The sequence below is a fragment of the Nocardia sp. NPDC003183 genome, from assembly GCF_053590715.1.
Window position 1 is genome coordinate 1 of record NZ_JBSFTG010000002.1, and the last position, 18,761, is coordinate 18,761.

12 protein-coding genes, 1 tRNA gene and 1 pseudogene are annotated in these 18,761 nt (G+C 64.2%); 7 read left to right on the forward strand and 7 right to left on the reverse strand.

The features are described 5' to 3' along the window. From ACWDXS_RS07805 to ACWDXS_RS07820, 4 genes are all read left to right on the forward strand, one after another. On the forward strand, positions 1-2,929 hold a 2,929-nt coding region (locus ACWDXS_RS07805), incomplete at its 5' end, for a TraG/VirB4 family ATPase (RefSeq protein WP_449963485.1). Positions 2,930-3,285: 356 nt separating this feature from the next. Continuing rightward, on the forward strand, positions 3,286-3,594 hold the full coding sequence (locus tag ACWDXS_RS07810; protein WP_449963488.1) for a helix-turn-helix transcriptional regulator: 309 nt from the start codon (positions 3,286-3,288) through the stop codon (positions 3,592-3,594). Between the two features lie 146 nt (positions 3,595-3,740). Beyond that, positions 3,741-4,919, forward strand: a complete 1,179-nt coding sequence (locus tag ACWDXS_RS07815; protein WP_449963491.1) for a tyrosine-type recombinase/integrase — start codon at positions 3,741-3,743, stop codon at positions 4,917-4,919. A 242-nt stretch (positions 4,920-5,161) separates the two neighbouring features. Next, positions 5,162-5,788, forward strand: coding sequence for a hypothetical protein (locus ACWDXS_RS07820; protein ID WP_449963494.1), 627 nt, complete (start codon positions 5,162-5,164; stop codon positions 5,786-5,788). On the opposite strand, the gene ACWDXS_RS07825 is transcribed toward ACWDXS_RS07820, so the two are convergent. Further along, positions 5,739-6,824, reverse strand: a complete 1,086-nt coding sequence (locus ACWDXS_RS07825) for a restriction endonuclease (RefSeq protein WP_449963497.1) — start codon at positions 6,822-6,824, stop codon at positions 5,739-5,741. The genes ACWDXS_RS07820 and ACWDXS_RS07825 overlap by 50 nt on opposite strands. Positions 6,825-8,067: 1,243 nt before the next feature. Continuing rightward, positions 8,068-8,991, reverse strand: a complete 924-nt coding sequence (locus ACWDXS_RS07830) for a helix-turn-helix domain-containing protein (RefSeq protein WP_449963499.1) — start codon at positions 8,989-8,991, stop codon at positions 8,068-8,070. A 791-nt stretch (positions 8,992-9,782) separates the two neighbouring features. Between ACWDXS_RS07830 and ACWDXS_RS07835 the strand changes: the two genes are divergently transcribed. After that, on the forward strand, positions 9,783-11,264 hold the full coding sequence (locus tag ACWDXS_RS07835) for a DUF2130 domain-containing protein (protein ID WP_449963502.1): 1,482 nt from the start codon (positions 9,783-9,785) through the stop codon (positions 11,262-11,264). 615 nt (positions 11,265-11,879) lie between these two features. On the opposite strand, the gene ACWDXS_RS07840 is transcribed toward ACWDXS_RS07835, so the two are convergent. The 4 genes and pseudogenes from ACWDXS_RS07840 to ACWDXS_RS07855 form a co-directional block, all read right to left on the reverse strand. Further along, positions 11,880-12,422: a hypothetical protein gene (locus ACWDXS_RS07840; protein WP_449963505.1), complete on the reverse strand. Its 543-nt coding sequence runs from the start codon at positions 12,420-12,422 to the stop codon at positions 11,880-11,882. A gap of 1,227 nt (positions 12,423-13,649) precedes the next feature. Beyond that, positions 13,650-13,723: transfer RNA gene (locus ACWDXS_RS07845), tRNA-Leu, on the reverse strand. A gap of 116 nt (positions 13,724-13,839) precedes the next feature. Further along, positions 13,840-15,351, reverse strand: coding sequence for an APC family permease (locus ACWDXS_RS07850; protein ID WP_449963508.1), 1,512 nt, complete (start codon positions 15,349-15,351; stop codon positions 13,840-13,842). A 51-nt stretch (positions 15,352-15,402) separates the two neighbouring features. Beyond that, positions 15,403-16,888 (reverse strand): annotated as a pseudogene (locus tag ACWDXS_RS07855) (peptide MFS transporter). Between the two features lie 163 nt (positions 16,889-17,051). Here ACWDXS_RS07855 and ACWDXS_RS07860 point away from each other — a divergent pair. Both ACWDXS_RS07860 and ACWDXS_RS07865 read left to right on the forward strand, forming a co-directional pair. Continuing rightward, positions 17,052-17,498, forward strand: a complete 447-nt coding sequence (locus tag ACWDXS_RS07860) for an SRPBCC family protein (RefSeq protein WP_449963511.1) — start codon at positions 17,052-17,054, stop codon at positions 17,496-17,498. Positions 17,499-17,685: 187 nt separating this feature from the next. Next, a complete protein-coding gene (locus ACWDXS_RS07865) occupies positions 17,686-18,483 on the forward strand; it encodes an MHYT domain-containing protein (protein WP_378993117.1) in 798 nt (265 codons plus the stop codon). A gap of 36 nt (positions 18,484-18,519) precedes the next feature. On the opposite strand, the gene ACWDXS_RS07870 is transcribed toward ACWDXS_RS07865, so the two are convergent. Then, positions 18,520-18,732: a hypothetical protein gene (locus ACWDXS_RS07870; protein WP_378993115.1), complete on the reverse strand. Its 213-nt coding sequence runs from the start codon at positions 18,730-18,732 to the stop codon at positions 18,520-18,522. Positions 18,733-18,761 lie beyond the last annotated feature (29 nt).

Consider the following 18,761-nt stretch of genomic DNA (forward strand, 5'->3'; position numbering starts at 1 on the left):
CGTCGAACGCAGCGACCGCATCATCGGCCCCTTCACCATCCGCCAAGTCGCCATCCTCGCCACCACCGCTGTGCTGCTCTACTCGGCATGGATCGTGAGCAAGACGGTGATCGCGCCGCTTATCTTCGTCGCCGCCGCGACCCCGATCGCGGTCGTGGTCACTATCACGGTCCTGACGCGCCGCGACGGTCTCTCAGCCGACCTGCTGCTCATGGCCGCGATCGGCCACCGCCTCCGACCCCGCCATCTCGTGTCGTCACGCGGGCACGCCGCTGCCGGGCGCGAAGCCCCGAGGTGGATCACAGAGCGCGCCACCCGATCCCGGCCACGACAGCCAGCTCCGGCGGCGTTGACCGCGCAGTCGGTGCGGTTACCGGAATCGGTGTCCGGCAGCGGAAGTGGCGGTGTCGGGGTGATCGACCTCGGTACCGACGGACTCGCGGTCGTCGCGGTCGCGGGAACCCTCAACCTGTCCCTGCGCACACCCGCCGAACAAGACAGCCTCGTCGGCCAACTCGCCGGATGGCTCCACACCCTGCGCCAACCCGTCCAGATCCTCGTCCGCTCAGCCCGACTGGACCTGACCGAACACATCACCGGCCTGCACAACGCTGCCCAACAAATGTCGCCGGAGCTGGCCGCCGCCGCGCTCGATCACGCCGACCACCTCACCGACCTGGCCACAGCCGAAAACCCGACCCACCGCCAAGTCCTGTTGGTCTGGCGAGAACCGGCCGAGGGCCTGTCCGCCACCAGGACTCGGGCCCGGCTGCCCGGTCGTGGCCAGGCGCGGGCCGCGTTGTCGGCCGCCGCGCGCCGGGGTGCCGAGTCGCGGCTGTTGCGCCGGATGAACGAGGCCGCCGATGTTCTGGGTCCGTTGGGTGTGTCGGTCACCGCCCTCGACGACACGCAAGCCATGGCGGTGTTGACCAGTTGCACCAACCCCGAGGGTCTCGTCTCGGCCGCCGCGAACATCGCCGCACCCTCGGCGATCATCACCACCGACCCGGACTCCGCAGTACCGGACCCGTTCACCGGCGAGGCCGGGTTCGCGCCGGAATCGCTGACCATCGGCACCCGCCATCTCGAGATCGGCTCGGATTGGACACAGACCCTCGCGGTCACCGGATACCCGAGGGAAGTCACGGCCGGCTGGCTCGCACCACTGCTCTCCCATCCGGGCAGAGTCGAGGTCGCCATCCACATCGACCCCGTCGACCCGGTCACCGCCGCCACCCGCCTACGCCGCCAACAAGCCCGGCTCGAGTCCTCCCGAATGCACGACGTCGGCCGAGGCCGGGTGTCCGACCCGCAGATCGATGTCGCGGTCGAAGACGCCGCCGACCTCTCCGCCCGGGTCGCGCGCGCGGAGGCGCGACTGTTCCGGGTCGCGGTATATCTGAGCGTGCACGCCGAATCCGAAACCGAGCTGGCCGATGAGGTCGCCGCCGTGCGGGCGCTGGCGGCGAGTCTGCTCGTGGACACCTGCACCCTGTCCTACCGCGCCGCTCAAGCCTGGGCTACCACGCTGCCCTTGGGCTTGGACCTGATCCGAGTGCAGCGGACCTTCGACACCACCGCCCTCGCCGCGGCGTTCCCGTTCGACTCCCCACAACTGCCTGCCGCTGATCCGGCGCAGGCCGCGCGCCCGCACGGGGTGCTCTACGGCCGTGACGCCGCGTCGGGGTTGTTGTTCATGGATCGGTTCGCTCCCGAGGCTCACAACCACAACTTGGTCATCCTCGGGCGCAGTGGTGCGGGTAAGTCCTACCTGGTCAAGACCGAGATTCTGCGCTCGCTATATCGCGGGATCGAACAGATCGTGATCGATCCCGAAGACGAATACCGTCGCCTCGCCGAAACTGTCGGTGGAACCACCATCCGCCTCGGTGCTCGCGGCGTGCGGCTCAACCCTTTCGACCTGGAAATCCATACCAGAGGCGACGGCCGCCACAGTGCCCCACCTGATGCCCTCACCCGCCGCAAACTCTTTCTCCACACCCTGATCCAGGTTCTGCTCGGCGACCAAACCGCCGCGCTGAGAACAGCATTGGATACCGCGCTGACGGCCACCTACGCCGCTGCCGGGATCACAGAAGACCCGGCCACCTGGACTCGCCCCGCACCCACCCTGAGCGGATTACGCGAACGACTGAACCGCGTCAGCGCGCCCGCCGCCGCCGAGCTGGCCGCTGGGCTACATCCGTTCGTCGACGGCGGAGCCTACGCCGGCCTGCTCGATGGGCCGACCACCACCTACCCCGACGGCGGCCTGATCGTGTTCTCGCTCAGGGACCTACCCGAGGAACTGAAAACGATCGGCACCCTGCTCGTGCTGGACGCGACCTGGCGACGGGTCTCACACCCGGGCAACCGGCGGCCCCGCATGATCACCGTCGACGAGGCATGGCTGCTCATGCGCCAGCCCGCTGGCGCGCAATTCCTGTTCCGGGCCGCGAAGAGCTTCCGCAAACATTGGGCCGGACTCACTGTCGCCACCCAGGACTGCGCCGACGTGTGCTCCACCGAACTCGGCAAAGCGATCGTGTCCAACGCCGCGACCCAGATCCTCCTCCGCCAGGCACCGCAAGCCATCGACGAAGTCGCCGCCGCGTTCCACCTCTCCGACGGAGAGCAACAGTTCTTACTCGCCGCAGCACGCGGCTCCGGTCTCCTCGCAGTAGGCGGCGCTCGGGCAGTCTTCGGATCGCTGGCCTCAATATCGGAGAACACCGCCATCACCACCGACCCCAGCGAGCTCGCCGCCACCGCCGACGACGGTGACACCGACATCGAAATCAGCACAGCGACAACGCTGCCCACGCTCACCGAGCCCGACGAGTCGCCCACTGCTCGGACCCACCGAGGCGAGGGAGGTGACGATGCCGACGAGCAGGAAGAGTTGATTCTCCATCGCTACGCGGACTGAGACAGATTCGACTCTTCGCCAATCGGCCCCAGCGTCACAGGACCGGCAGCGCCGATCATCGCGTGCGGCCCACCCCGCCGACCGCACGCCGGACGGATTTCGCCCCTACAACGGCGCAGGGCGCGATAACTACACGGTCCCGGCCTGCGGAACCAGAATCGGCCGACGCTGCGTCAGAAACGTTGCAGGAGAGGTTAGTTGACGACTCGGTAGCTATGGAGCGTTCATAGACCCGTCGCACCGCAATCCGACCGCCGGGACCCAACGCTGCCGGACTGTAGATGCCAGCAATACCCGCTATTCCCGCAGCTCAACTCAGTTGCGGGGAGTGTTGAAGAGAAAGGGAAAGCGATTTCATGGACGACGCATTCTCGGCCAGAGCAGTAGTCACACCGTTGCGCCAACCCGATGGTTCGCGCCAATCGGTGACAGGCGACGGCGAGCCGGTGCCGATGGTGACCGGCTACCGGCGCTGGCTTACCCGTAAAGACGCTGCCGATTACATGGGCATTCACGCGCGAACGCTGGCGAATTGGGCCGCGACAGGGCACGGCCCGCGCTATTCGAAGCCGTCCGGCAAATCGTGCATGTACAGACTCGACGACCTGGACGCATACCTCCAGGCGCACATGGTGCACACCGATGATCAGCCCGAAGCTGCCTGAGTAGCTGCACGCATAAATGGAGAAGATCTATGCCACGGCCAGTCACCGAGCTCGGTAGTTACGGAGACATCGGTACCAAGCAGAAGCCAGACGGCACGTGGCGAGCATGGGCCACGTTCCGTGGATACGACGGCAAGGGGCGCCTTTTGGACGCCCTCGGGCCGACGGAGAGCAAAGCCAAGACGACGCTACGGAACAAGCTGACGGCTTGCCAGAAGCAGTACAAGGGCCGCGCACGCGGCAAGATCACCCGCGACACTCGCCTCTCGATCCTGATGGACATGTGGCTCGCAGAGGTGCAACAAGACGAGGGTGTGGATCAGCAATCCTACGACCGGTATCAGGTCGAGATAGAAGCCAGCACGGACAAGCGCGCGAAGCCGGACACGATCAAGCTTCGGCCTTCCCTCGGCAACCTCCGTGTGTGGGAGGCGGACGCAGGCAGACTCGACGAACATATCCAAGCCGTCGCGGCGGCTGGACTGATACCGAAAGCCCGCCGCCACAAGACAATCCTCACCGGGATCATGGGCCTGGCAGTTCGATACGGCGCGCTGACCGAGAACCCCGTGCGCGACACCTCCCGGTTGCGCAAACGCAAAATCAACCCTCAGATCATCGAACGGGAACGCCTAGACGGCCTGCGCGAACAACTTCGAGAATGGCTGGAAGGCAACGAAATTCCTGGCACGCCCGCATACACGCACGGCCCGAAACGTGATCCACTCATCGTGGACATCGCCGATCTGATCCTCGGCTCGGGAGTGCGTCCCGGCGAAGCCCTGGCGGCGTCCTGGGATCAGTTCGACCTCGAGGCGGAACCAGCGACGTTCACTGTCACCGCCACCGTCGTGAGGTTGAAAGGTAAGGGGCTATTCCGACAAGAATGGACGAAAACTGCTGCGGGGCGTCGAATTGTCGCTTTGCCCGCATTTGCCCTCGACATGCTGAAGCGGCTCCGAGAAGACCCGGCGCACGGGCGGATGTGCGCGGTGAAGGCACTGCGTGAGGTGAACGGCAAAGTAGTGGAGGTGGAGGACAAGACACCCCTCGTGTTCCCGGGACGAGGTGGCGTACTACGCGATCCACACAACTTCAACCGCACCTGGCGCGACGCGCGTGGCGCCGCGTACAAGGATGTCACTCAGTACACGTTCCGCAGGACGGTCGCCACCCTGATCGCCGAGGGGACCGATTCGAAAACTGCGGCCAAGCAACTGGGGCAGTCCCGGGAAGCGATCACAGAGCGGCACTACATCGCGTCGGCAGAACTGGCACCTGACTCCTCGGCTGTACTGCAAAAGGGGCTGGGCAGGGCCAGCTGATCGTGTTGACCGCCAGCACCGCGCTGCGGCATTTTGACGTCGGCGAGCCGACGGTCTTGGGCCAGTATGCCATCGACCACACCTCCGTCATTGAAAGCGCCAGGCGCTGCCAGGGCGCTCCCTTTGAGTTGTCGAAGGGGCGAGCAACCAACGCACAGTTGCCCGCAGAAACATACGCCCGCAACGAATGTCGAGCGCAAACTCGGTAGCGGTTCCGCCGCGCCCTCGGTAGGTTTTCTGACGTGGACGACTACGAACGTGGATATGACTGGGGCGCCGAGCCTGACGTGCTCTCGTGGGACATCGTCTACCGAGAGGAAGTCAAGGCCCGCAACCCTGACGAGTCCTTGCCGGACGACGACGAACCGGACCAATACTACGAATCTCTAGACTCGAGGATGATTCGCCTTCGAGGGGTAATCATGACGCAGTCCACAGAAATGGAACTCGGGTTGGCACAGGTTCTCAGGTTCTTCGAGCCTGAAGCCGATCTTTCGAAAGCAACGGCGGGTGGACTCCTGAGCAGGGTGCGAAAAGTGATGCTACAGTCCGGCATTCAAGAGTTCGACGATGATCTTGACCTACTCAGATCTGCCGTCGATAAACGTAATGCTGTTGCGCACGAGATGATCCGGATGGGATATTCACGATTGGGGCCGAATGCCCCGATGGAGGTTGTGATCAGCCTCCTCGGTGCAGAGGAATACGACGATGGAGACCTGCTCTCGGACCTCGTGCTTCTTCGTGAAGCAACCTGGACGACCGCGAAGATGCTCGTAAAGCTGCAGCTGGGCAGTCAACCTCGTCCCCGCACGATCCTCAGCAGAGCCCGGAGCGGTCCAGTGACCACTCCCTCCCGCGTTGGTTAGCACTCCGATACTTGGAGAAGTGCCGCCATGCGATCACGGTGAACATGACTGCAAGAACAACGAATGTCGCGCGCGCGGAGCTATCGGCACGCACCTGCTCGGCGAATACTGCTGTGCCGAAAACCGAAGCGACGCCAGCAAACACGATCGACAGCACAAGGTGGTGCGCGTATCGACGAGCAGGTTGACTAGGCCCTTTGTCGGTGTTGTTGGTTGCGGTCATACTGCTGCGGTTCGCAGCAACTGCGGCCTGCATCCGACGGCGGGTGTCGGCGAGCGCCAGCATTTTTTGAACGGCTTGCGCTTGCTGCTGTTCGCGACTCCGCCTGACTTGCACCACGTAGGGCTTCGCGGGCAGTAGTCGGTTCGAACTATCAATTTCTGAGTTGCCGGTGAGATGTGCAGCGAGGTTGGTGCTGCGGGCGCCTGTCCAACGTTCACGGGCCTTCGCGAGATCTGCCTTCTTCTGCGCGGCCTGCTCGCGTTGCCGGGAGGCAGCAGCGCTTGCTTTAGGGCGTATTTCGGTGCTTCGGGCGCCCTTCGACTGTTCACGGGCCTTCGCGAGATCCGCCTTCCTCTGCGCAGCTTGCTCGCGTTGCCGGGAGGCAGCAGCGCTGGCCTGGAGTCGTTTTTCGGACGCAGGACGGCTCGGCGCGTCCACAGCTGGAGCGCTGGCCCTGGCTGCGATTCGTCTGGCCACAGGATTGACTGCGGTGATTCGACCGGTGGGGTCGTACATATACAAGGCCATGTCGACTTCATTTGCATAGCTCACGGCGTGGGCGCTGTAAGGCGACGCAGCGAAGAAGAACAGCTGAAGTTCAAATCTCTTCCCTCGGGCACCAAAGAGACGTTGAAGCTCAGGTCGACCGACCTGTCCTGCCCGCCATTTGACCTGTGCTATCGCGCCACTGGCGCGAACGTCAATGCCGCCGTCCGCGCCCGACGCCGTAACCCGAGCGTCGCTGAAACCTAGCGAACACATTTGGACCGCAGCGTTCTCTTCTGCCTCGTGCGCGGTGACTATGTACTTCAACTAAATCCTCTACCGGCTAACTTCGAAGGCTCACGGCTCGGTGAACCCAGGTCAGGATACCGACCGCGCGGCTGACAAGCCCGCCGTGCTCCGCCAGTCAGGGAGCGACGCCCGATTCCGGCAGTGAATCCGCCGCACCGCCTACCTGCGGCACCGAAGGTCTTGCTGGGACTTGAGCGGAAATCACGTACACGCTGCAGTGTCGAGGGAGTTCATCCGGCTGCGAGCGAAGGCGCGAAATGCGTTGAGGGGCGCAATCCAGGCGCGGCCCGGCCGATAGGGGCAGAACCCGAGGTAGTCGAGCCTCTGCAGCGTGGCGACGTCCTGCGCCTCGCCACCGGCGTGCCCAGCAGCAAGTCAATGTCGGAGGAATCAGTGTGGCATCGCAATGCCTCGCTGGTCGCCTGTCGTTCCCACCCCTCCGCCGCACCGATCAGCGTCAGTTCACGCCGGGGGGCCGCGACAGTTGAATCAGCGGTTTCGCCAATCGCGATGTGGCAATATGCTGTCAGCGCTCCCGCCGCACCACGTCATCCCGCATACCGCGCACTTGACGTACCAGTCGTCGCCGACCGCCTGAAAATCGAGTACTCCGCGCTCGCCAGTACCCAGACAAAGGTCCTTGGTGTCACTGCCTTGCTGCGCCATCGTGGTTCACTTTCGTCGCATTTTCCGGCTAATCGGTGACCGCCGAAGGCACGTTGGAGCTGGCGATCAGTGGCACCGCACACGCTATAGCCGCCCACCGACAACTGCTGACTGTTGTTCGCTCAGGTCTGCTGTGGCGTACCACGACGGCGCCGCTGTCGGGTCGGTGGTCGAACGTATTGCCAGACTGCACGAGAACCGCGTCCTAGATGGTGATCAACCCAGGCTGCGTATCGGATGGCTTCGGTCGGAGCTATCCGTTGGCGTTGGACACCGGTCGATCGGATCAAAAGACGACGGTCTTCGAGATGAGACCCTTGTGCCGCCTCGCTCTGGATGTTGTGCGCGGCAAGCGATTGGCGGGACGCGTCTCCCCGAGTGAATTTGCCGTAGTGGGAGTCCTGTGGGATCTGTCAGAGCGTTCGTAACGTGGTACCGCGCTCGCGAAGTCCGCGGCGTCGAGATGCGTGAGGTCGGCGCCAGCCCAACGCGGAGCCGAGCTCGTTCATGCTACCCGGGCTAGTCGAGCGCGGCCCGTCGGTCGCGGGCCGCCTCGGGCCGTGCAACAGGCGCGATACGCCCAGGGCAGATGGGCCTATGCGACCAGAGCACAGAGTCGTCGAAGCCGCCCTGCCATAGTGTCTTTGGTGCATCCCGCTACCTCGGCAAGTTCTGACAGCGATGCATGCGGATGGCGCAGGCGCAGATCACCAGCAGTGCGCAGGCTGGACGGTACGGCGTCTTTCGGAAGTTGAAGGGCGGCGTAGGTTCGGCCGAGCAGGTCAATCGTGCTGGACTGGAGGGCATCGTTGTCGCCCCTTTCGGGCGGCGACCCGGTAAAACCCCCGATCACGTCCTTGCGTATCGGCTTTCGGGCTGGGAGGTCCAGGCTCTTGGCTACCTTGCTGAGGTCGGCTTCGGAGATCTCCAAGCGTTTGGCAATAGACTTTTTCGTCAGACTCGCGTCGTTCCAAAGCTCCTGGACAAGGGCTGGATTGCATCGCATCTGTTGTGCTTTGTATCGTGGTTGCGGAAGGTCGAGATGGTAGGCCCAGCGGATAGCCGAGCGCAGTTCGCAGCCGAGGCGCCTTGCGAGCTCGTCGTCGGCAACGGCTGGCGTGTACCACAATCGGCGCAGCAGTTTCTCGTCGAGCTTCTCGTCGTTGAGCCCCGGCCCGTACACCGCCCGATGGTGGTCGGTGCACTCGAGTTCCTGAGTGCCCTGGCGCCAGCGCGAATAGGTCCACGCGCACTCTCCGGCCGGCTTCTTCTGGACGAGGGCCGCGTCCGGGTCGTCCGTGATGCTGTGAAAGTAGAGGCGGCACCCGGACGGGCCAGCGCAGTACACCGTAGTGGCTTTACCCTCGGTGACTATCGTCGTTTCAAGGGTCGCCCCTTCGTACTCGATGTACAGACTGCCGTCCGGTCTCATCTGGATGTACGGCCCATGATCTCCGGCGGTCCTCTTGAGAAACGCCTGCGCAGCACTCATTTGCTTCGTTTGATAGGCGATCGACATGAGAGCATGAAACCACACTGACCTGCGGCGTACCGAAATAGTCGACGAGTTGGACGAGCTCGATGGTTGCTCGCTCGCGATCTCGCCGCGGAGCGCGAGTCAGCAAGCAGGCTGCCGTGGATCTCCGAGACCGCAGTGTCGGTTGTCCACGGAGCGGTCGGCGTCGCAGGTAGGGCGGCGTCATTGCGCGCGTCGCAGCGATTCTGCCCGTCCAGGCTCCGAGGTGCGGCCCAGTCGTGCACCTGTCAGTGGTCGGGAGACGGCATAGACCTCCGACGCGGTACCGGACTAGATCGCCGTGTCGGACAGAACCTTCGACAGCGGATAGCCCCAGCGGTCGACGGCGTCCATGCGCCCACATTGGTCCGCCGAGCGATGTCGGGCTGGTGAAAGGTCATGGCGGTTCTGTGGGCGGCGTGACAGCCGTCGTGATGAGTGACTCAATGGTTGCTGAATTTCCGACTTTGACTGTGCGCTGCGTACACGCCCGGCGCGCTAACGAGGTTTTCTCGCAATGGAATTCGTGTGAGAGCGCTTGATATTCCGTCGTGTAGTGCGCGTGGCGTTCGTCATTCGCTGCCGTCTGCAGTCGAGCGCATCAGTAGCTGTGAGGTCGCCATAGTGAGGTCTGTTGGTTGGGTGTGTCGGTGCGGTGGTGCAGACTGCCGCCGTTCCAATGACTTGACGAGAGAGAAACAATGGCCCGGCGAAGTAGTCCTGAGTTTGTTGATGGCGCGGTGGCGTGCCCGAAGTGCGGTTGCGACCTTGGGTCTGCGTTGATTGAGCAAGTGATGGCACCGCAGATTGCCCAAATCCGCCAAAGCGAGCGCGATCAGGCCACGACGGAGAGTCAGGCCCTGCTCGCGGCCAAAGACGCTGAGATCACGCAGCGCGACAAGACGATCAAGCAGGCCCAGGCGTCGATGCAGAAGGTGGAGAAGAGCCTCGGGCAGTTGTCCGTCGAGAACGCAGGTTTCGCGGTTCGGCTGTCGGAGGCACGAATCCAGGGCGCGGCTGAAGCCCAGCGCAAGCTGGAGAAGCAGACGCAGCAGCAGATTGTCCAGGCGGTCGAGCACGCCCGCGCGCAAGCGGAGTCAGAGCTGCGATTGCAACATGACACGCAGATGCAGGCCAGCGCCGCGATCATCGAGGCATTGACGGGCGAGCGTCAGCGTCTGGAGAACGCAGTAGCCGCGACGGTTCGTGAGCGTGCTGAGTTCGAGCGTGCCACCGCCGCCCAGGTGGCGGCCAAGGGCGCCGATCAGATCCAGGCGCTGCACGACAAGCTAGCCGATCAAGCTGCGCAGCACCTCCTCGCGCGCCAGGAGGTGGCACAACTAAAGGATTCCAACGCAGCGATGCGGGTGGAGCAAGCCGCCGCGCGCGCCGAGATCGATGACGAGATCCGTGAACGGGCCGAGAAAATGGCAAACACTACGGTCCAGAAGGTAGCGGCGCGTGAGGAGCAGAAGCACAAGGCCAAGATCGCGGACTTGGAGGACCAGGTTGCCGCAACGAAGAAAGAGCTGGATAAGGCCCATCAGACCGTAGCGGCATTCGGGTCGCGACCTCAGTCCGAGGGCATCATCCGCCAGGAGCTGTTCGCCGACGAACTGAAGCGGCGCTACCCCGAGGACGACATCAGGGTCGTGCCTCGCGGCCAGCGTGGCGCAGACGTCATCCAAACCGTGCGCGAGCACGGCCGCGACTGGGGGGTTATCGCGTGGGAATGCAAGTGGACCAAGACCTTCAACAAGTCTTGGCTGAAGAAACTGGCCGATGACAGACAGTCCGCGCGCGCGAAGTTCGCCATCCTTGTGACTGAGGCGATGCCACCAGGGGTCGAGGGATCGGGCTGCATCGATGGCACACCCGTCTGCGATTTCGATTTCGCCCCGCACCTGGCCGGATCGTTCCGGATGATCGTCATTGCCGCTCGCCGATTCGAGCTGGCCAACGCCGCGCGCAGCGGCCGGTCCGAGGCAAGGATGTACAGCTATGTCACCAGCGAAGAGTTCATGAGCTGCCTTGTGTTAATCATGAAGCGGGCAAACAAGTTCAGCGGCGACCTCGCCGCGTTCCGTAGCCAGGTTAACCGCCTGTACGCCAACGCCGAAGATACGACCCGCGACATCATCGACGCGGTTTACACCATCGCCGGACACATCGAATCTGCTGGCGCAAAACTGTCTGAGCCGTTGCGTGGCGAGGTCGCAGCGATGGAGCCGTTGGCACTGCCCGCCGGGGACGACCCGGAGGCGTTGGCCGCGTAGAGCTCTGTGATGAGGTCCGCACAGCGACCTGGATAGCCAGCGCGAGGTCCGGTCTGGGCGTGAAATCGCCCACACAACCCGGTATTTGGAAGGACTGTGCCGAGCACGTAGCGTCGGCTGCGGACCGTACGTTCACAACTGAATATGGAATGACAAATAGCTCGAACCCCCTCAGAGAGACCGCAGGGCGTTTCCTAGCGGAACCGCTTAGCAAGGGCCCTGCGGCCTCTTGGGGTAAGTCCTGCGGCCATGCTGCCGACTACTCCGGGAGGGGTGACGACCTCGGCAGGGATGTCGTCGACCACCGGCGGTGAGAGTGCTGGCTTAGCCACTATCTCGATCGCCTCGCGGATATCGTCTTCGGTGAGGCGCCAAGACCGTCCGACCTTGCGTCCGGGGAACCTACGCTTGTTGAGTTGCCTCGAGTACCAGTCGACGGAGGTCCCTAGGCGTTCAGCACCAACGGATATCGGGTGGGTAGTCGCCAACGGGGGATGGTCGCACTTCGTTGGCTCGTTCGCATCAAATTCGTTGTCAGGCAACTCATGTCCTTTCGGGCGCCATGCGATTGGCCTTGTTTAGATCTGCACCGCGCGGGGCAGTTGGGGTGCCGGATCAGGTCGGCTCGCCTTCGATGTCTTCACCCGACCGGATCGATTTCAGGGCAGCTACCTCGGCTCGGAGCGCGGCGACCTGGGCCTCCAGTTGAGCACGAGTCGGCCGGGGGACGCGAAGCGAAGAAATCGATTGCGGCTCAGGCGGATCAGCTTTCCGCCCGAGAGCTTCGCACGCCACGATGACAATCGGATCCTGATGACAAATCGGGCAGCTGCTCACCGTAGCGCGGCTCGCCACGGGGTCCTCATCGGTGTAGGCGGTAGTGATCTCGATGATGTCGCCGCAGAAGAGCTTGACGCGCCAACGCCTGATCTCATGGTCGGGCACTGGCGGAGTCGGGATCCTGAGGATATCCAGCGCCTTTCGTACGTTCGCGTAATGGGCCTCCCTGAACACCGGATCCGTGTCGAGTTGTTCGTCGAGCTTGGCGAGCTGCTCACGTACCCACCGGCTCGTCCTCTCGGCGTCGTTCTGACGACGTTGATCCTTCTTGCTCGGCGCGTATGCCTCGAGCGACACGCCCTGGCCGTTGTCGGTCATCACGTGGAATGGTTCGTTGCAATCGGTTGATCGAGATGGGTTGTCCTACGTCTGGATTGGCGCTCGCAGGGCGTAGCCATGGACTCTTCGAGTGTGCACCGGCCCAGGGTCGAGATCACTATCCGCTTCGACCCGAGCTTGGTCGCGGAGCTGGCGTTCGCCGCGCCAAATCCGGCAATCGAGATCGCCCACGCGCCCGTTGATCCCAGCGCCGACGTGACCGCCGCGCCGATGATTGTGGAACCGGAACCTGCTCCGCCCTCCGGCATGCCGAACAAGTACGACCACGTCCATCCACTGGTCGCTCCAGTGGTTGACCTGGTTGACCGCATGCGGGGCATGCTGCTGGATCGCTTCCAGCACCGCGACGGCCGCCGGTACCGAGCTCGGGATCACCGGCGGCGCCGGCGTCGTCGAGGTCCTCGGCCAGCGAGTCCTTCTTTGGTTCGGAGTCCGGCTTGCGCTCCAGCGTCGTGACGTCCACATCGCTGTACTTGCGCATAAGCAGGCTCTTCACCGAAGCTGGTCCAGCACACGACACGGCTCGTCCGCATGCCATCGCCCCGGTCGGACGAGGTGACGAGCGCTGACCAGGTTCGTCCTTCGGGTGCGTCAGCGGTCGGGGTCTGTAACCGGAGGTCGCGGAGGCCTCGTAGGGCTCGGAAGAGGTGCTGCGGGTGTGGCTTGCGCGAGCGGGTCAGCCGGTAGACCTTGCGATAGCGCTGCGTGTCGAAGACGCTCGCTCCGGACCAGGCGGCCAAGCTTCGGGATTCGACGGTGAGCATGCCCTTCTCGATCAGTTCCTTCGTGCCTGCGGCGCGGGTCTTGTGGGAGACGTTGTAGCGCCTGGGGAATTCCTCGGTGCTGAACCAGACTTCTCCGCCCGTGTCGGCGTCGGTGGCGCGCAAGACGTGCAGGGCGGTATAGACCGTCAGCCTGGACCGTCGCATGGGGCCCACGTTGGCCACATCGCCCGTATTCATTGCGGTGCGGCATCCCTTTGTCGGCCGGGCGTTGGTGGCAGCAGGTGTAGCGTCTGAGGCAATTGCGTGGACGTCTGTCAGTCCCGAAACTGGAGGGTCTACCTCACTGCAGCGGTCCCGGCTGACGATGGCTGGGGTTCGCGGGCGACAGGAAGTTCGGCGCGAATTCTTGGTGTTTTTTTGGGAATCGTCCGCATTTTGCAAGTTCTCAGACCCAGCAATCGGGTCTGACCTGGTGTTTCAGTGCCCCCACAGGGACTCGAACCCTGACTGTGCGGATTTTAAGTCCGCTGCCTCTGCCAATTGGGCTATAGGGGCGTCCCGGATAGCGTAGCGAATCGTACGGGTGTACCGGAATCCTGTTGGTCGACAAGGTCGGCCCGGCGTGTCGGAACAGACCACGCCGGGACCGATCATGTCATCGAAGGGGCTGGTCAGTCGTCACTCGCGGCCTTTTTGCCGAGGACCGAGTGGCGGCGGCCGTAGGCGAAGTAGACGGCGAAGCCGATGGCCATCCAGATCACGAAGCGCAGCCAGGTTTCCACCGAGAGGTTCACCATCAGCCACAGGCAGGCCGCGACCGCCAGGATGGGGATGAGGGGGACCAGGGGGACCCGGAAGCCGCGGGGCAGGTCGGGGCGGGTGCGGCGCAGGATGACGACGCCTACCGAGACCAGGACGAAGGCGAACAGCGTGCCGATGTTCACCATTTCCTCCAGCGTGCCGAAGTCGACGAAACCGGCCAGCACGCAGCAGATCACACCGACGATGGCGGTGAGCCGCACCGGCGTGCCGCGCTTGCCGGTGTGGGCCAGCCCGCGGGGCAGCAGACCGTCGCGCGACATCGCGAACAGCACGCGGGTCTGTCCGAGGAACAGCACCATCACCACGGTGGTGAGGCCGGCCAGGGCGCCGATCGAGATGACGTTCTTGGCCCAGTCCACGCCGTGGATCTGGAATGCCGTTGCCAGCGTGGCGTTCTCACCGGACAGCTCGGTGTAGGGCACCATGCCGGTGAGCACCAGCGTTACCGCCACGTAGAGCACGGTGACGATCAGCAGCGAACCGAGAATGCCGCGCGGCACCGCCTTCTGCGGGTTCTTGGTCTCCTCGGCGGCGGTCGCCACCACGTCGAAGCCGATGAACGCGAAGAACACGATGCTGGCCGCGGCGAGCAGGCCGTACCAGCCGAAGTTGGTGTCACCCGCGCCGGTGATGAACTGGAACAGCGTCTGGTGCAGTCCGCTGGCGCTTTCCTCGGCGGGCTGCGACGGCGGGATGTACGGGCTCAGGTTGGACGCCTTGAAATAGGTGATACCGAGCACGAGCACCAGCGCGATGACGGCGAGCTTGATCGCCACCGCGACGGCCGACACCCGTGAGGACACCTTGGTGCCGACGGCGAGCAGCACGCCGAGTACGGCGAGCAGTAACACCGCGCCCCAGTCGAAGGTGATCGACCCCAGTTGCGCAGTGGCGGAATCGAATCCGAATACCGTGCCGAGATATTGCGACCAGCCTTTCGCGACCACCGACGCGGCGAGCGCGAATTCCAAGATCAGGTCCCAGCCGATGATCCACGCCACCAATTCACCGAAAGTGGCATAGGAATAGGTGTAGGCGCTACCGGCCACCGGCACGGTCGACGCGAATTCCGCATAACAAACCGCGGTGAGCCCACACGCGATCGCCGCGAAAACGAATGCCAGTGACACCGACGGCCCGGCCACATTGCCCGCGGTGCGTGCGGTCAGTGTGAAGATGCCCGCGCCGACGACGACGGCGACACCGAAGACCGTGAGATCCCAGGCCGTCAGATCTTTGCGGAGTTTGGAATCGGGATCGTCGGTGTCGAGAATCGACTGCTCGACGGATTTGGTGCGGAACAACCCGCTCCCTCGGCCGGGCGATCGGCCCACGCCTGGAGCGTCTTGCGGTGTCGGCACGGTATTTCTCCTTCTTCTCACGAACGTAATCGGGGATTACCCGTAACCAGGTCAGTGCACGCCCTGCATGCGGCGCTTGATCCAGGGCGCGCACGCGATGACGACGAGACCGGCCACGATGGCCGCGGCACCGCTGAACCCGAAGTAGGCGGTTTCGCTCTCGGGGCTGTAGAAGCGGGCCAGCGTGCCCGCCATCGATGTGCCGATACCGACGGAGAAGAAGTACAGGGCCATCATCTGCGAGCGGAACGCGGCGGGCGCGAGATGCGTGGTGACCGCGAGACCGATCGGCGAGAGCAGCAATTCCGAGACCGCGAAGCCGCCGAGGATCACGAAGACGGCGAGCACCGGCACGGTCTTGCCGTCGAAACCGCTGAGCAGCGCGAACAACCAGAACGCGATGCCCATCCCGATGACGCCGAGCGCGAACTTGATCGGCGTGCTCGGCGCGCGATTGCAGCTTGGTCCACATCAGCGCGAACAGCGGCGAGAGGGCGATGATCCACACCGGCTCGACCGAACCGATCCAGCTGGCCGGCGCCTCCCAGCCGAAGATCCGCCAGTCGACGCGCTCGTCGGAATACACCGCGAGCATGGTGAACATCTGCTGGAACAGCGACCAGAACACCGCGTTGGCGAGGAACAGCGGGATGAACGCGACCACCCGTGTTCGTTCGACCTGGGTCACCTTGGCGCTGCGTAGCATCACCGCGAAGTAGACGACCGAGGCGGCCACGATGACGCCGGTGGTGACGTCGGAGAGATTCTCGAGGGCAATCAGCTTCGTCAGCACGGCGACCAGCACCGCGACCGCGGCGACGACGACGCCGATCAGCACCGGGGTCAGTTCGCGGCGGGTGATGGGATTGGGCACCTCGCGCCCGTGGGTGCCGAGATTGCGGCGGAAGATCACGTACTGGGCCAGGCCGAGCGCCATGCCGATGGCCGCCGCGCCGAAGGCGACGTGGAAACCCCACTCGCGCTGCAACAGGCCGGTCAGCAGCGGGCCGCAGAACGCGCCGATGTTGATGCCCAGATAGAACAGCGTGAACCCGCCGTCGACTCGCGCGTCCGTCGGCGCGTAGAGAGTGCCGAGCAACGACGACGCGTTCGCCTTCAACCCGCCACTGCCCAGCGCGACCAGCACCAGACCCACGCCGACACCGGTGAGCCCGGGCAACACCGCCAGCGCGAGATGCCCGGCCACGACCACGACACCGCCGTAGAAGACCGTTCGCTCCATCCCCAGCACCCGGTCGGCAATCCAGCCGCCGAGCACGGTGGACAGGTATACCAAGCCGCCGTACGCGCCGACGATGCCGAGCGCGGTGCTCTGCGCGATCCCGAGGCCGCCCTCGGTGGTGGAGTAGTAGAGGTAGTAGCCCAGGATGGTGAGCATGCCGTAGAAGGAGAAACGCTCCCACAGCTCGACGCCGAACAGGTTGGTCAAACCGATGGGGTGACCGAACAGGGTGCGTTCGGCCGCCGTGTCGGCGGGGCTCGGCGGGTCGCCGAGCCGTGTTTCTTCCGTGGACATAAGGGAACGATCCCACGCCGAAACGGCGGACAGCAATTTTCCCGCATCGTCGCGGGTTCGGCGTGCCGTGCCCGCCGGGCCGGTGCGAACACGTCCGGCGGCGGACCCCGGCACCAATTAGGCTGTGGTGACCGGACTCCCGCGACGGACGAGGAAATCAGACGTGCTGACAGCCCAGGTGACCGTGCCCGTGCGGCCGGAGCGGGCGTTCGCGACCCTGGCCGACGGCTGGCTCTACGCGAGCTGGGTGGTCGGCGCCTCGCACATCGGCGAGGTCGACCCCGGCTGGCCTGCCATCGGCAGCCGCATCCACTACCGATTCGGGCTGTGGCCGGTGCTGATCAGCGATACGACAGTGGTGCGGGCGATCGACCCGCCGCACCGGCTGGAGTTGGAGGCGCGGCTGTGGTCGGTCGGCTCGGCATGGATCACGCTCACGCTCGACGAACAATCCCCGGGGCACACCACGATCCGGATGGTCGAACGCGCCGCCCGCGGACCCGCGCAGTTGATCCCCGGCATGGCGCAAGATCTGCTCTTCTCGGCACGTAACCAGGAATCGCTGGATCGGTTGGCCGCTTTGATTCGTGCTCGTTCGCAGAATGAATGACTCGCAGGAATTCCGACCGGTTCGTATTTCTCGATAGCGAGTATTTCGCGCTGCAATAGTTTTGTGGAATTCGCTGTCCTGGTGTTCTGTCTGCGCATGTGGATTAGTCTCTAGCCCACTATCGAAATGCATAGGGTAGATCAGGGGAACGCGTGTGCTTCATATCGAGCACTTCAACAATGGCTGGATGAATCCGGTACTGGCCTTCGGCCTGTCGTTCATCGGTTCGGTATTGGGGCTACGGTGCGCGGTGCACGCCAAAGCGTCGTCCGCGCCGCTCGGGTGGCTCATCGCCGCGTCGGTCGCGCTGGGCGGAGCCGCCATCTGGGTCATGCACTTCACCGCCATGCTCGGATTCGGCATCGACGGTGCGGCCATCCGTTACGACGTGCCGTTGACGCTGCTCAGCGCGGTGATCGCGATCGTGGTGGTGCTGATCGGGCTCACCATCGTCACCGGGGGCGGCAACGAGTGGGTGGCGCTGCCGATGGGTGGCGCCATCACCGGGCTCGGGGTGGCCGCCATGCACTATCTGGGGATGTGGGCGATGCGCACCCAGGCTGTCATCGAATACGAGCCGGCGCTGATGGCGTTGTCGCTCGTGATCGCGGTGGTAGCGGCCACGGCGGCGCTGTGGTTCATGCTGCACGTGCGTGGCCTGCTGATGACGGCGGGCGCCGCGCTGGTCATGGGAATCGCGGTGTGCGGCATGCACTACACGGCGATGGCGGCGATGCGCGTGCACCACGGTGAATCGATGACCGTGGTGGACGGTGTCACGCCGGTGCAATTGCTGCTGCCGTTGATCGCGACGGTGTCGCTGGTGGTCACCGGATTGGTGATCGTGGTCGGGCTGGCCGAAGTGGAAGCCGGCGACAGCCGGTCGGAATTCACGCCGGTGCGAACGAGCGCGGGTGGCATGTACAGCACCGATCCGGCCACGCTCTCCGACAGCGGAAAACACTGGCCGCGTCAGCCGGAGTGACCGCCGTGGCCGAGTATTCGGCCACGGCGGCATCCATCAGCTCGGCTGAGGTAGGTCGCAATCATCGACCTTCGGATTGGCGCCCACATAGTTCAAGGGGCCCGCGATGATCGTCACCGCGATGGTGCCGAGGGTCGCGCAGTTCTGATCGCGTTCGGTGTAGTAGCCGCGTTGGCCCGCGGCCAGGATTCCGATCAGTAACCACACCAGTACAACGATCGAAATGATGCGTGATCTACTGCCTGCCATGACTGGTCCTCTGGTTCGACGGATTCTGC